This is a genomic window from Aeromicrobium sp. IC_218 (genome assembly GCF_004336805.1).
Taxonomy (GTDB): Bacteria; Actinomycetota; Actinomycetes; order Propionibacteriales; family Nocardioidaceae; genus Aeromicrobium.
Window position 1 is genome coordinate 13,352 of sequence record NZ_SJXM01000019.1, and the last position, 13,213, is coordinate 26,564.

The window sequence follows — 13,213 nt, forward strand, 5'->3', positions numbered from 1 at the left end:
GCGGCGGGTCCGTGTTACCGCCCCACGAGAACGGGTACTGACGGGCTCGCGCGAGCCGGGCGACGGTGGTCGTGAACACCTCGCGACGAGACGGCGACGACGTGTGACACGTCACCTGGACGGGGCACCCGGCGGGCATCCCAGACCCGCACCGCGCCAGGAGGCACCCATGTTCACGCACCAGAAGGCCCTGCAGTTCACGTCGAGGCCGGACGCTCCGGACCCCGCGTTCGCGATGAGGTTCCAGGAGGTCCTCGGCGGCAAGTGGGGCGAGATGACCGTCGCCCTCCAGTACCTCTACCAGGGCTGGAACACCCGGCTGCCCGGCAAGTACAAGGACATGCTGATGGCGATCGGCACCGAGGAGCTCAGCCACGTCGAGATGATCGTGCAGATGATCGACCAGCTCCTCGACAAGCCCGCCCCGATGTCGGCCGACGACACCACCGGCTCGACCCAGGCGAGCGAGTTCGGGGCGCAGAACCCGCAGCACACCATCGTCAACGGCGGCAGCGCCTACCCGCACGACTCCAACGGCGTCCCGTGGAGCGGCGCGTACGTCACGGCCAGCGGCAACCTCATGGCCGACTTCACGCTCAACGTCACCGCCGAGATGCAGGGACGGCTCCAGGTCGCCCGGCTGTTCCACATGACCGACGACCGCGGGGTGAAGGAGCTGATCCGGTTCCTGGTCACCCGCGACCACATGCACCAGATGCAGTGGCTCTCGGCGATCGAGGAGCTCAAGGCCGACGGCCTGGACGGGCTGCCCGTCCCCGAGGCGTTCCCGCTCGAGGAGGAGTTCGACGAGTTCAGCCACACGTTCATCCAGGCGTCGGACGGCGAGGCCGCGGCCGAGGGCTCGTGGGCGTCCGGCCCGGCCCCCGACGGCCGCGGCGACTTCCGCACCGCGCTGATCCAGGCCACCGGCGAGTGGCCCGAGCTGGCGCCCGGCGACCCGCGGCTCTACGGCACGAACCCGCTGCAGGAGACCAAGGGCCTGATCGACAAGGCGAAGGACGCGCTGTCATGAGCAGCGCGACGATCAGCGCGATCACGTGCACGGTGCTGGCGGTCGTCGTCCTGGCCGCCGGCCCGTGGGGTGCGCTCGGCTCGGTGTTCCTGCTCGCCTGCGCCGCGTACCGGTGGCACGAGGTGCACCCCGGACGGCCGGTCGTCCGCGTGCGGGGACGCCACGGCGTCCACGGGTAGAGGGCGGGAGGGACCGAGACGTCCCGGCCCGTCGAGGGCGACGGTCGCGGCTCAGCCGCGGCCGTTGCCCTTCTTGTCGCCCTTCCTGCCCTTGGCGTGACCCTTGCCCTTGAGCTTGCTCTTGGCCGACGTCGCGGCCGGGCGCGGGGCCGGCGCGGAGGTGCGCGAGCCCGACTGGGTGGTCGCCGGTGCCGGCGCCTTCGCGACAGCCGGGCTGACGGCTACGACGACGGGCACGGTGCTGCCGAGCGCGACGCGGCCGTCGCGCTCGACGCTGAGCACCTGGCCGGCGCGGGTGCGGTTCTCGTGCTCGTGCCGGATCGGCACCAGCCCGAGCGCCTCCAGGCGGCGCGCCACCTGGCCGTAGGTGGAGCCGACCAGCGCGCGTCCGTCGACCACGACCATGCCGGAGGCCACCGAGAGCTCCACGGTCTCGCCGTCGCTGCCGTCGTCGGACGCGTCGGGCGTCTGGTCGACCACCTGGCCCATCGGGGCGCGCGGGTCGTCGACGTCCTGGCGTTCCACGGCGAAGCCCTCGTCGCGCAGCACCGTGGTGGCCGCCGCGACGGACATGCCGACGACGTCGGGCACCTCGCGCTCGGTGGCGAGCATCTCGCGGCCGGCGAGCAGGGCCACGACGAGCGCGGCACCGGCACCGACGGCCATGGCCCGGCGACGCGGGCGGACACGGGTCACGGCGGTGGGCAGGTCCTCGAGCGCGGGCGCGCCGACCTCGCGCGGCGCGGGGGCCGCGTCCTGGCTGTGCCCCTCGGCCAGCGCCGCCGCGGTGCGGGCGGCCTGCTCGGCGGTCGGACGGTCGTCGGGCTGCTTGGCCGTCATGCTGGCGACGAGCGCGCGGACGGGGTCGGGCACGTCGTCGCCGAGCGGGGGCAGCTGGTCCTTCGCGTGGGCGATGGCGGTGGCCACGGCGGTCTCGCGTCGGAACGGCGGGGCGCCGGTGAGGCAGTGGTGGGCGACGACGCCGAGCGCGTAGACGTCCGACGGGGGAGCGGCGCTGCGGCCCAGGGCCTGCTCGGGGCTCAGGTAGTCGACGGTGCCCAGCAGGGTGCCGGTGGACGTGAGCGGCTCGCTCTCGGGCGAGCGGGCGATGCCGAAGTCGACGAGCACCGCGCGCTGCTCGGTCAGCAGGATGTTGGACGGCTTCACGTCGCGGTGCACGACGCCCAGCGCGTGCGCGGCGGCCAGGGCCTCGGCGACGTCGGCGACCATGCTCATCGTGCGGGCGGGCGTGAGGGTGCGCTCGTGGCGCAGCACCTGCGAGAGGGTCTCGCCCTCGACCAGGCGCATGACCAGGAACGGCGCGCCGGTCTCGTCGTCCTCGTCGTAGTCGAAGATCTCCGCGACGCCGGGGTGGTGGACGCCGCCGGCCAGCCGGGCCTCGGCCTTGAGCCGGGCGCGGCCCACCTCGTCCTGGGCCTGCTCGACGTGGACCAGCTTCACCGCCACGGCGCGGTCGAGCTTGCGGTCGTGGGCGCGCAGCACCGAGCCCATGCCGCCCGCCCCGAGGCGTTCGCCGAGCTCGTACCGACCGTTGATGACCCTACCCACCCGGTCGACAGTAGGGCCAGGCGGACGGTTCCGCGCGTCCGACCGCGGTGGGCTAGCGTCGGCCCCGTGCCGACCGACGACGACGCCCGCCTCGCCGCGGAGCTGGTCACGCAGGCCGCCGCCCTCGCGGCGGGCATGCGGGCCGGTGCCGCCCTCACCATCTCCCGCAAGACGTCCGTCTCGGACGTCGTGACCGACGCCGACCACGCCGCCGAGGAGCTCGTGCTCGGCACGCTCCTGCGCGAGCGTCCCGACGACGGGGTGCTGGGCGAGGAGGGCGCCTCGGTCGAGTCGCGCTCCGGGCGCCGCTGGGTCATCGACCCGGTCGACGGCACCTACAACTTCGCCTCCGGATCCGACTACTGGTGCTCGGCGCTCGCTCTCGTCGACGGTGACGAGGTCGTGCTCGGCGCGGTCGCGCACCACGCCACGGGCAGCGTCGTGGTGGGTGGCCCAGGGCTGCCGACCACCCGCGACGGCGAGCCGGTCGGCCCGGTGCACGACGACCCGCTCGAGCTCGTCAGCGCCGGCACCTACCTGCACCCCGGCTTCTTCGGCGAGCCGTCGGTGCACGACCCGTGGACGCGGGCGGTGTCGCGGCCGGCCACCATCCGCATGCTCGGCTCCGGGTCGATGGACCTGGTCGGCGTGGCCACCGGACGGCTCGGCAGCTGGTTCCAGCACACGACTCCGTCGTGGGACTGGCTGCCGGGCGCGGCGATCGTCGCCGGGGCCGGCGGCACCACCCGGCAGGTCGAGGTCGGCGGACGCACCTGGTCGGTCGCCGGCGGCGCCCGCAGCGTCGCCGAGGTCGTCGCCGCGCTGGAGGGCTGAGCGGTGCCGGTGATCGACGTCGTCGCCTGCCTGGTCGTGGGCGCGGACGGGCGGGCGCTCATGGTGCGCAAGCGCGGCACCACCGCGTTCATGCAGCCCGGCGGCAAGCCCGAGCCGGGGGAGTCCGGGCTGGAGGCGTTGCGGCGCGAGCTCGACGAGGAGCTCGGCCTGCGCCTGGCCGAGGACGCGTTCACCTGGGTGGGGGAGTTCGACGAGGACGCCGCCAACGAGCCGGGCCACCGTGTCCACGCCCGCGTCTGGCGCGCCGACCTGCACGACGAGCACGTCGTCGCGGCCGAGATCGAGGAAGCGCGCTGGATCGACCCCGCCGACCCCGGCGACGTCGACCTCGCGCCGCTCAGCCGCGAGGTGCTGCTGCCGATCCTGGCCGCGGAGCGCACCGGTTCGTGAGCCTGAGCTCCGTTGCTTGAGCGCCGCGCTCCCGCTCCTTGAGCGACGGCCCCGCTCCTTGAGCTTGTCGAAAGGAGCCTCGGTGCGTGGTCGCCCGGGGGTTGATGACGAGGCGGTGGGTGCGTACTCAGGTGGGCCTGTCGGCTCGCCCGGACCCGCTCCTTGAGCTTGTCGAAAGGAGCTTGGGTGCGTGGTCGGGCCGGTCCGTCGGCTCGCCCGAGCCCCGCTCCTTGAGCTTGTCGAAAGGAGCATTCTCGTGTGGTCGCCCGAGGGGCTGACGACGACGCGGTTGGGTGGGTGACGCGGTGAGTCGGCTCGCCCGAGTCCCGCTCCTTGAGCTTGCCTCGGTGCCTGGTCGCCCGAGGGGCTGATGACGAGGCGGCTGGGTGCGTGCCCGGGTCGCCTTGTCGGCTCGCCTGAGTACCGCTCGCTGAGCTTGTCGAAAGCGCAAAAATACCCGGAATTCCGGGGATTCCGCGTTGTTCCTGTCACCACCGCGAGGTAGGATAGAACAAACGTTCGACGGGGGTTTCGGATGATCAGCGACCAGGTTCAGGCACTGCTGGAGGAGTCCAGCGCGCTCGAGCCGTGGACGCTGACGGACCGTGAGATCCGCGCTGAGCTGCAGGCCGCCGCCCAGGCTGCGGCCGCGCTCCAAGCGTTGACCGTCCGACTCACGGCGGCAGCGGCGGACCGGGGTCTCCCACGTGAGGACGGCTGCACCTCCCCGACGGTGTGGCTGGCCAGCACCACGAACGTCTCTCGTCGCGAGGCCTCGAAGCTCGTGTCGCTGACCCGACTCGACCCCACGCGCGGCGCCGTCACCCGCGAGCGCTGGGACGCCGGTCAGCTCACCACCGAGCAGGCCCACAACATCCTCAAGGCACTCGACCAGCTTCCGGAGTGGTTCGTGGACGAGCAGCACGACGACGCCGAAGCCACCCTGCTGGAGCACGCTCGCGAGTTCGGGGCGGACGACCTGCGCCGGCTCGCGAACCGCATCGTCGAGGTCGTCGATCCCGACTCCGCCGACGAGATCATCGGCGCTCAGCTGGAGCGCCAGGAGAAGCAGGCCTGGAACGAGACGCACCTGTCGATCATCCGGATGGGCAAGGGTCGGTCGTCCATCCGCGGGGTCCTGCCGGACATGCAGGCCGACATGCTCAGGACCGTCCTCGAAGGACTTGCCTCACCGCGACGCGATGGGGCGGTCTTCCGGGACGTCGACGGCGAGCACTCCGACCTAGAGTTCGGCCGCCTCGACCACGCCCGTCGCATGGGACTCGCCCTCTGCGAGCTCGTCGAGCACCTGCCCCAGGACGCGTTCCCGCAGGCCGGCGGTGTTGCGGCCACGGTGACCATCTCGATGGAGCACGACGCCCTGGTCCGTGACCTGGGCCGGGCGATGCTCTCCACCGACACCGGACTCTCCGCCTCCCAAGCACGGCGCCTGGCCTGCAACGCGGGTCTGATCCCCGTGGTTCTCGGCGGCGCGAGCCAGCCGCTCGACGTCGGTCAGCAGAGGCGTCTCCACGACAGGTCCCAGCGCATCGCCCTTACGAAGCGGGACGGCGGCTGTTCGTGGAAGGGCTGCGACCGGCCACCCGGCTGGTGCGAAGCCCACCACCTCAAGCCATGGAGTGAAGGTGGTGACACGAGCATCGACAACGGTGCCCTGTTCTGCTTCTTCCATCACCACCTGCTCCACGACTCCGACTGGTCAGCGCGCTTGGCGATGGACGGCGTCGTCGAAGTCATCCCGCCACCCCGGATCGATCCACGACAGCGGCCGCTGCGCCACGCCCGCCACGTCAAGCACCGACCCCGAGTCGTGGAACCCGCCTGACCCCCGCTGCCTGAGCTCGTCAAAGGTCCTGGCTCAGCGCTCGAGGTTGTCCAGCACGCTCGCGTTCATCCGGCCATCGGGGTCCAGGCGGGTCAGGATCGCCGCGCTCGCCTCGCCCACGGCGCGCAGCTGCTCGGGGGTGAGGGCGTCCACGACCAGCTCACGGACCGTGCGGACGTGGCCGGGGGCCGACTCCTGGATCTTGGCCAGGCCCTCGTCGGTGAGCGTGGCCTCGATGGCGCGGCGGTCGTCGTCGGCCTGGCAGCGGCTGACGTAGCCGCGGGCGACCAGGCGCTTCACGACGTGGGAGAGGCGGGGGAGGCTGGCGTTGGTCTGCGAGGCCAGCTCCGTCATCCGCAGGGTGCGGTCCGGGGCGTCGGACAGCATCGCCAGCGTGAAGTACTCGAAGTGGCTCAGGCCGGCGTCGCGCTGCAGCTGCGTGTCCAGGGCGCCCGGGAGCATCTCGACGACCGCGATGAGTCGCACCCACGAGCGCAGCTCGTCGGGCGTGAGCCAGGGGGTCTGCGTCATGACGGGGAGCCTACCCGGGATGGTTGCCTGCTAAACCATCTTCGGGAAGTCCGTACGATGCAGCCGTGACCGACGACCGCGAGCTGGTGCCCGACGGAGCCCGGCCCTCGGCGTACGTGCTCCGGGTCGGTGGCGCCGACCAGTCCCACGTCGACCTCGACGACCCCACCTACCTGGCCTTCGACTACGTGCGCCGCATCGGCGACGTGCTCGACGCGATCGAGCCGGCCGGCGAGCCGCTGCGGATCGTGCACGTCGGGGGAGCGGGGATGACGCTGGCGCGGTACGTCGCGGCGACGCGCCCCCGCTCGTCCCAGGTCGTGCTGGAGCCGGACGAGTCGCTGACCGCGTTCGTCCGCGAGCAGCTGCCGCTCCCGCGGCGCAGCGGCATCAAGGTGCGCGGGGTCGACGGACGCTCGGGGCTCGCCGCGTTCCCCGACGACTCCGTCGACGTGGTCGTGGTGGACGCCTTCGCGGCCGCTCGTGTGCCGGCCGAGCTCACGACCCGTGAGGCGCTGGCCGACCTCCGCCGCGTGCTGCGCGGCACCGGCGTCGTCGCGCTCAACCTCGCCGACCGGGCGCCGTTCGGCTACACCCGGCGGGTCGTCGCCGGCCTGCGCGCCGAGGTCGGCGACGTGCTGCTGTCCGCCGAGCCGGGGACGCTCGCCGGACGTCGCTTCGGCAACGTGCTCGCCGTCGCCTCGCCCGCCCCGCTGCCCGTCGCGTCCCTGCAGCGCCGAGCGGCCGGGTCGCCGCTGCCGTACCGCGTGCTCGAGGGCCACGCCGTCGACGACCGCGTCGGGAAGGGCGTGCCGTTCACCGACGCGGACGCCGAGGCGTCGCCACCTCCACCGGGCGGTGCGACCTACTTCGCCTGAGGCTCAGGCGTCGAGGGCGCGCTCCAGGGCGTCGAGCGCGTGGTCGAGCTCGTCCTCGGTGATGACCAGCGGGGGAGCGACGCGCAGCGTCCGCAGGTGCGTCTCCTTGCACAGCACGCCCTCGTCGCGCAGCGCCATGGACACCTCACGACCGGTCTTGTGCGTCGGCTCGATGTCAACGCCGGCCCACAGACCGCGGCCGCGCACGGCGGCGACTCCGTGGCCGACCATGTCGCCCAGCCGGCGGTGCAGGTGCTCGCCGAGCTTGCGCGAGCGCTCCTGGAACTCGCCGGTGCGCAGCAGCTCCACGACGGCGCTGCCCACGGCGCAGGCGAGCGGGTTGCCGCCGAACGTCGACCCGTGCTGGCCGGGCTTGAGCACGCCGAGCACGTCGCCGCGCCCGACGACGGCCGACACCGGCACGATGCCGCCGCCCAGCGCCTTGCCCAGCGTGTAGAGGTCGGCCTGGACGCCCTCGTGGTCGAGGGCCAGCAGCTCGCCGGTGCGGGCGAGCCCCGACTGCACCTCGTCGGCGACCAGCAGGACGTCGTGCTCGTCGCACGCCGCACGGACGTCCGCCCAGAAGCCCTCGGGCGGCACGACGACGCCGGCCTCGCCCTGGATCGGCTCCATCAGCACGGCCGCCGTGTTGGGTCCGATCGCGTCGCGCACGGCCTGGGCGTCGCCGAACGGCACCGTGACGAAGCCGGGCGTGAACGGTCCGTAGTTGTCGTGGGCGACCGGGTCGTCGGAGAAGGACACGATCGTGGTGGTGCGGCCGTGGAAGTTGTTGCTCGCGACGATGATCTCGGCGCTGTCGTAGGCGACGCCCTTGACCTCGTACGCCCACTTGCGGGCCACCTTGATCGCCGACTCGACGGCCTCGGCGCCGGTGTTCATGGTGAGCACCATGTCGGTGCCGGTCAGCTCGGCCAGGTCGCGGCAGAACGCGCCGAACTGGTCGTTGTGGAAGGCCCGGGACGTGAGGGTGAGCCGGTCCAGCTGCTCGTGGGCGGCGGCCACCAGGGCGGGATGGCGGTGCCCGAAGTTCAGGGCCGAGTAGCCCGACAGGAAGTCCAGGTAGCGGCGGCCCTCGACGTCGGTGACGTAGGCACCTTCGGCACGGGCCACCACGACGGGCAGCGGGTGGTAGTTGTGGGCACCCCACTGCTCGTCGAGGGTGATGTACGCGGCTGAGCTCGTCATGCCCCCACGGTCGCGGACTCGTCGGCGCAAGTCCAGGCCCCCGGCCACCTGGCCGGGCCGGCGAGCCCGCCGCCTATGCTCGGGGCCGTGGACCTTCCCGGCGTCAGCGTGCCGACCGCACGCCTGCTGCGGCTCGTGCGAGCCGTCGCGGCGGCCGTCGTGTGCGTGGTCACGGCCACGGGCGTCCACGTCGCGATGGGTGGCGCCGCCTCCGCGGTCTCGGTCGCCGTCGTCCTCGCCGGGGTCGTCGCCGTCGCGTACGCCCTCGGCGGCCGCCGGCTCACCGCCGGCCAGATGACCGGCCTGCTGCTGCTCGCCCAGGCGGTCGTCCACACCTCCGGCGGCTCGATGGAGGTCGGCGGTCCGGCGATGCTCGCCGGGCACGTCGTCGCCACCGCGGTCAGCGCCGTCGTGCTGACCAGCGGCGAGGCCGCCTGCTGGCGGCTCGTCGAGCTGCTCGGCCTGGCCGTCGTCCGGCTCCTGGCGGACGTCCGCCCGCTGCCCGCCACCGCCCGGCTCGCCGCCATCGACGCGCACCCGCGTCCGGTGCTGGCCGTGCGCCGCACGCCCCGGGTCCTTCGCGGTCCTCCGGCCGGTCCCTGCTGACCGACCGAACCGCACCCATCGAAGGAAACCCATGAAGCGCACCACCCGTGCGCGGCTGGCCGCTGCCGTCCTCGGCACCGCCGTCGTGCTCGTCCCGTCCACCGCGTCCGCCCACGTGACCGTCTCGTCGCCCGACGCCGCCCAGGGCGGCTACGGCAAGCTCGTCCTGCGCGTGCCGAACGAGTCAGACACCGCCGCCACCACGAGGCTGACCGTCACCTTCCCGACCGACACGCCCGTCACCTCGATCCGCACCCAGCCCAAGCCGGGCTGGACGGCGAAGGTCGTCATGACGAAGCTCGACGAGCCGGTCGAGGTCGGCGACCTCACCGTCACCGAGGTGGTGGGCTCGGTCGTCTACACCGCCACCGCCGGAGGCATCGGGGTCGGCCAGTTCGACGAGTTCCAGCTCTCCGGCGGTCCGCTGCCCGAGACCGACACCCTCGTCCTGCCCACCAAGCAGGAGTACGCCGACGGCGAGGTGGCCGACTGGTCGCAGGTGGCGACGGGAGACGAGGAGCCCGAGAAGCCGGCCCCGACGCTGGCGCTCGCCGCGGCCTCCGACGACGGCCACGGTGGCCACGGCGCGCCCGCCGACACCGAGGGCGACGAGGCGGCCGGGTCGTCCGACGACGGCACGGACACGCTGGCCCGCGTCCTCGGCGGCCTCGGCCTGGTCGTGGGCGTCGGCGGCGTGGCTTTGGCGCTGCGGGAGAATCGACGTCGTGCGCGTACCGACTCCTGAGCCCGTCCGGCTCGGCCTGGCCCTCGCCCTCACCGCCGTGCTGGTCGCGGTGGGGGCGGGGCCGGCCTCGGCGCACGCCTCGCTGCTGTCGACCGACCCGGCCGACGGCACCACCGTCGAGGCCGTCCCCGAGCAGGTCACGCTGACGTTCAACGAGAACATCGGCAACCCCGCCTACGTCGCGATCACCGCGCCGGACGGCGAGCAGCTCGAGCTGGCCGACGTGAAGGCGGTCGACCACACGGTCACCGCCACCGTCGAGCCGTCCGGCCTGCGCGGCGTCCACGAGATGTCGTACCGCGTCGTGTCGGCCGACGGCCACCCCGTCAAGGGCACCGTCGTGTTCACCACCACGACCGGCGACACCGTCGATCCCGTGGCGACCAGCGCCGACGCCAGCCAGGAGTCGTTCCTGCACCGCCACCGCGAGCACGTCTGGTGGGCCGGAGCCGCCGTCGTGGTCGCCCTCGTCCTGCTGCTCGTGCCGCTCCGCCGGAGGTCCACCCGATGAGCACCGCCACCGACACCCCCCGCGACGCCGCGCCCCGCGTCGGCACCGTGCGGTTCACCGCCGTGGCCTTCGTGGTCGCGCTCGGTGCCGTCGTCGCCTTCCTGAGCCTGGGCGGCGGCGCTCCCGAGGAGGCGCCGCCGGGCATCCCCGACCCGGGCCTCGTCGTCGGCTGGGGGGTGCCGGTGGCCAAGCTGCTGTCGGACGTCCTGGCGGTCACGGTCGTCGGCTTCCTGGTGCTGGCCGTGTTCCTGCTTCCCGGCCGCGGCGACCGGGTCGAGGGCCTCGCGGTCGACGCGGTCGCCCGCTCGCGCACGGCGGCCGTCGCCTGGTCGGTGACCAGCCTGGCGCTCTACGTGCTGACCGCGGCCGACACCTTCGCCCAGCCGTTGTCCGGTCTACGCCCGGGCTACGTGGTCTCGTTCGCCGACAGCGAGCTGGGCCGCGGCATGCTGCTGCAGGCCGCGCTCGCGCTGGTCCTGGCGGTGCTGCTCCGCTGGACGGTCGGCGTGCGGGCCCTCGCGCTGGCGCTCGGCCTCGCGCTGGCCAGCCTCGCGCCGGTCGCGCTCACCGGGCACTCGGCGTCCGCCGGCGGGCACGACCTGGCCACCATCAGCCTGCTGCTGCACCTCGTCGGCGCGACCCTCTGGGTCGGCGGGCTCGGCGCGCTGGGCTGGGTCGCGCTGCGCCGCAGCAAGCGGCTCGAGCCGGCGATCGCCCGGTTCTCGCCGCTGGCCACCTGGTCGCTCGTGATCGTCGGGCTGTCCGGCGTCGTCAACGCCTCCACCCGCATCGACTCGCTGTCGGACCTGTTCTCGTCCGGCTACGGACGCCTGCTGCTGGCCAAGACGGCCGCGCTGGTCGTCCTGGGCGCGCTCGGCTGGCTGCACCGGCGTCGCATCGCCGGGAGCGGCGGCTCGTTCCTGCGCCTCGCCGCCGGCGAGCTGCTGGTCATGGCCGGCACCATCGGCCTGGCCGTCGCCCTGTCCCGCACGCCGACCCCGGTCGGCGAGGACGTGCTGAGCGCCGCCGAGACGCTCATCGGCGGCCCCATGCCGGCCGACCCGTCGGTCTCGCGCTTCCTGCTCGGCCACTCGGCCAGCGGGTTCGGGCTCACCGTGCTCGCCCTGGGCACGGCGCTCTACCTCTACGGCGTCGTGAAGCTGCGTCGCCGCGGCGACCGGTGGCCGGTCGGCCGCACGATCTCGTGGCTGCTGGGCATGCTCGTCGTCGGCTGGGCGACGCTCGGCGGCCTCGCCGAGTACTCGCACGTGATGTTCAGCGCGCACATGATCGCGCACATGCTGCTGTCGATGGTGGCGCCCATCTTCCTGGTGCTCGGCGCCCCGGTCACGCTCGCGCTGCGGACGCTGCCCGGTCCGCGCCAGCCCGGTGAGGTCGGCCCACGCCAGCTGCTGCTGTCGCTGCTGCACTCGCGGTTCGCGCGCCTGTGGACGCACCCGGTCGTGGCCGCGGTCATCTTCGTCGGCAGCCTCTACGGGCTGTACTTCACGCCGCTGTTCGAGGCGCTCATGCGCTGGCACCTGGGCCACGCGCTCATGGACGTCCACTTCCTGCTGGCCGGGTCGCTGTTCTACTACGTCCTCATCGGCATCGACCCCAGCCCTCGCCAGCTGGCTCCGCCGCTGCGGTTCGCGATGCTGCTGTTCACGATCCCGTTCCACGCCTTCTTCTCGGTGGCGGTCATGTCGGCCAGCCAGGTCATCGCGGACCGCTACTGGCTCGACCTCGACCGGCCCTTCGCCACCGACCTGCTGCGCGACCAGTACGTCGGCGGCAGCGTCGCCTGGGCGCTGGGAGAGGTGCCGCTCATCCTGGTCATGGGGGCGCTGCTGGTGCAGTGGGTGCGCTCGGACCAGCGCGAGGCGCGGCGCAAGGACCGCAAGGCCGACAGCGACGGCGACGCCGAGCTCGAGCAGTACAACGCCTGGCTCGCCCAGCTGCCGCACGAGCGCCGCATCCAGCGCTGACCCCGGTCGTGACGGGTCCCTTCGACAGGCTCAGGGAACGGGGGCGCCCGACCAGCCGGTCGCATCACCCCAGGGACGCACGACGGCCGGCACCCCGTGAGGGATGCCGGCCGTCGTGGCGCCGGGGCGGTCAGAAGATGATCTGGCCGCCGCTGGTCGCCGCCGTGAAGCGCTCCTGGGCGTCGGCCCAGTTGACGATGTTCCACCACGCCTTGACGTAGTCCGCCTTGACGTTGAGGTAGTCCAGGTAGAAGGCGTGCTCCCACATGTCCAGCTGCGCGATCGGGATCAGCGTGGCCGGGATGTTGGACTGCTGGTCGTACAGCTGCACGACGAGCAGCTTCTGGCCCAGGGTGTCCCAGGCGAGGATGGACCAGCCGGAGCCCTGGATGGTCAGGGCGACCTGCTCGAAGTGCGCGCGGAACTTGTCGAACGAGCCGAAGTTGTCGTCGATGGCCGCGGCCAGCTCGCCGGTCGGCTTGTCGCCGCCGTCCGGGGAGAGGTTCTTCCAGAAGATCGAGTGGTTGATGTGGCCACCGAGGTTGAACGAGAGGTTCTTCTCGATGCCGGCGATCGCGCCGAAGCTGTCGGTGGCGCGCGCCTCCTCGAGCTTCTCGATCGCCGTGTTCAGGCCGGTGACGTACGTGTTGTGGTGCTTGGAGTGGTGCAGCTCCATGATCTTGCCGGAGATGAACGGGTCGAGCGCGCCGTAGTCGTACGGCAGCTCGGGCAGGGTGTAGTCAGCCACGGATCCTCCTCAGGGCACCGGGCTCGTGGCCCGGCTCATGTTCTGTTGTCGGGTGGTGACCCCATCCTGTCAGGCGCCCGTGCGGGCGCAAGGGTGGTCCTGCCAGGCGGACGCACGACCGACACGAG

General features: G+C 72.9%; 14 protein-coding genes. 10 read left to right on the plus strand and 4 right to left on the minus strand.

The window, feature by feature from the left end:
- The first annotated feature begins 169 nt into the window (after window positions 1-169).
- Together E0W78_RS15585 and E0W78_RS15590 are read left to right on the plus strand one after the other, a co-directional pair.
- The gene (locus E0W78_RS15585; protein WP_131404857.1) at window positions 170-1,033 is read left to right on the plus strand and encodes a manganese catalase family protein; all 864 of its coding nucleotides are present in this window, start codon (window positions 170-172) and stop codon (window positions 1,031-1,033) included.
- Window positions 1,030-1,212, plus strand: a complete 183-nt coding sequence (locus tag E0W78_RS15590; protein WP_131404858.1) for a hypothetical protein — start codon at window positions 1,030-1,032, stop codon at window positions 1,210-1,212. The genes E0W78_RS15585 and E0W78_RS15590 overlap by 4 nt, the downstream gene beginning before the upstream one ends.
- 51 nt (window positions 1,213-1,263) lie before the next feature.
- On the opposite strand, the gene E0W78_RS15595 is transcribed toward E0W78_RS15590, so the two are convergent.
- Window positions 1,264-2,781 (minus strand): protein kinase, encoded by a 1,518-nt coding sequence (locus E0W78_RS15595; protein ID WP_131404859.1) that lies wholly within the window; start codon window positions 2,779-2,781, stop codon window positions 1,264-1,266.
- Between the two features lie 66 nt (window positions 2,782-2,847).
- Here E0W78_RS15595 and E0W78_RS15600 point away from each other — a divergent pair, with 66 nt between their 5' ends.
- The 3 genes from E0W78_RS15600 (at window position 2,848) to E0W78_RS15610 (ending at window position 5,872) form a co-directional block, all read left to right on the plus strand.
- Window positions 2,848-3,615, plus strand: coding sequence for an inositol monophosphatase family protein (locus E0W78_RS15600; protein WP_131404860.1), 768 nt, complete (start codon window positions 2,848-2,850; stop codon window positions 3,613-3,615).
- Between the two features lie 3 nt (window positions 3,616-3,618).
- Window positions 3,619-4,026 carry an NUDIX domain-containing protein gene (locus tag E0W78_RS15605; protein WP_242686384.1) on the plus strand — a complete coding sequence of 136 codons (408 nt, stop codon included), beginning with the start codon at window positions 3,619-3,621 and terminating at the stop codon, window positions 4,024-4,026.
- Window positions 4,027-4,561: 535 nt separating this feature from the next.
- On the plus strand, window positions 4,562-5,872 hold the full coding sequence (locus E0W78_RS15610) for an HNH endonuclease signature motif containing protein (RefSeq protein ID WP_131404861.1): 1,311 nt from the start codon (window positions 4,562-4,564) through the stop codon (window positions 5,870-5,872).
- Between the two features lie 33 nt (window positions 5,873-5,905).
- Here E0W78_RS15610 and E0W78_RS15615 read toward each other — a convergent pair whose 3' ends face one another.
- Entirely contained in the window at window positions 5,906-6,403 is a 498-nt protein-coding gene (locus E0W78_RS15615) for a MarR family transcriptional regulator (protein WP_131404862.1), read from the minus strand.
- A 65-nt stretch (window positions 6,404-6,468) separates the two neighbouring features.
- On the opposite strand from E0W78_RS15615, the gene E0W78_RS15620 reads away from it, so the two are divergent.
- Complete coding sequence (locus tag E0W78_RS15620) at window positions 6,469-7,281, plus strand: fused MFS/spermidine synthase (protein ID WP_242686385.1); 813 nt, start codon at window positions 6,469-6,471, stop codon at window positions 7,279-7,281.
- A 3-nt stretch (window positions 7,282-7,284) separates the two neighbouring features.
- On the opposite strand, the gene rocD is transcribed toward E0W78_RS15620, so the two are convergent.
- The gene (gene rocD, locus E0W78_RS15625) at window positions 7,285-8,487 is read right to left on the minus strand and encodes an ornithine--oxo-acid transaminase (protein ID WP_131404863.1); all 1,203 of its coding nucleotides are present in this window, start codon (window positions 8,485-8,487) and stop codon (window positions 7,285-7,287) included.
- An 87-nt stretch (window positions 8,488-8,574) separates the two neighbouring features.
- Between rocD and E0W78_RS15630 the strand changes: the two genes are divergently transcribed.
- Genes E0W78_RS15630 through E0W78_RS15645 form a run of 4 tightly spaced genes read left to right on the plus strand, consistent with a single transcriptional unit; the run spans window position 8,575 to window position 12,337 of the window.
- Window positions 8,575-9,093 (plus strand): hypothetical protein, encoded by a 519-nt coding sequence (locus tag E0W78_RS15630; RefSeq protein WP_131404864.1) that lies wholly within the window; start codon window positions 8,575-8,577, stop codon window positions 9,091-9,093.
- A 31-nt stretch (window positions 9,094-9,124) separates the two neighbouring features.
- Window positions 9,125-9,838, plus strand: coding sequence for a YcnI family protein (locus tag E0W78_RS15635; RefSeq protein WP_131404865.1), 714 nt, complete (start codon window positions 9,125-9,127; stop codon window positions 9,836-9,838).
- On the plus strand, window positions 9,819-10,349 hold the full coding sequence (locus E0W78_RS15640) for a copper resistance protein CopC (RefSeq protein WP_165570539.1): 531 nt from the start codon (window positions 9,819-9,821) through the stop codon (window positions 10,347-10,349). The genes E0W78_RS15635 and E0W78_RS15640 overlap by 20 nt, the downstream gene beginning before the upstream one ends.
- On the plus strand, window positions 10,346-12,337 hold the full coding sequence (locus E0W78_RS15645) for a cytochrome c oxidase assembly protein (protein ID WP_131404867.1): 1,992 nt from the start codon (window positions 10,346-10,348) through the stop codon (window positions 12,335-12,337). The genes E0W78_RS15640 and E0W78_RS15645 overlap by 4 nt, the downstream gene beginning before the upstream one ends.
- 130 nt (window positions 12,338-12,467) lie before the next feature.
- On the opposite strand, the gene E0W78_RS15650 is transcribed toward E0W78_RS15645, so the two are convergent.
- The gene (locus E0W78_RS15650; protein ID WP_131404868.1) at window positions 12,468-13,085 is read right to left on the minus strand and encodes a superoxide dismutase; all 618 of its coding nucleotides are present in this window, start codon (window positions 13,083-13,085) and stop codon (window positions 12,468-12,470) included.
- Window positions 13,086-13,213 lie beyond the last annotated feature (128 nt).

Coding starts and splice junctions, on each gene's coding strand:
- E0W78_RS15585 (WP_131404857.1), top strand. CDS start 170: ATGTTCACGCACCAGAAGGCCCTGCAGTTCACGTCGAGGCCGGACGCT.
- E0W78_RS15590 (WP_131404858.1), top strand. CDS start 1,030: ATGAGCAGCGCGACGATCAGCGCGATCACGTGCACGGTGCTGGCGGTC.
- E0W78_RS15610 (WP_131404861.1), top strand. CDS start 4,562: ATGATCAGCGACCAGGTTCAGGCACTGCTGGAGGAGTCCAGCGCGCTC.
- E0W78_RS15615 (WP_131404862.1), bottom strand. CDS start 6,403: ATGACGCAGACCCCCTGGCTCACGCCCGACGAGCTGCGCTCGTGGGTG.
- rocD (WP_131404863.1), bottom strand. CDS start 8,487: ATGACGAGCTCAGCCGCGTACATCACCCTCGACGAGCAGTGGGGTGCC.
- E0W78_RS15635 (WP_131404865.1), top strand. CDS start 9,125: ATGAAGCGCACCACCCGTGCGCGGCTGGCCGCTGCCGTCCTCGGCACC.
- E0W78_RS15645 (WP_131404867.1), top strand. CDS start 10,346: ATGAGCACCGCCACCGACACCCCCCGCGACGCCGCGCCCCGCGTCGGC.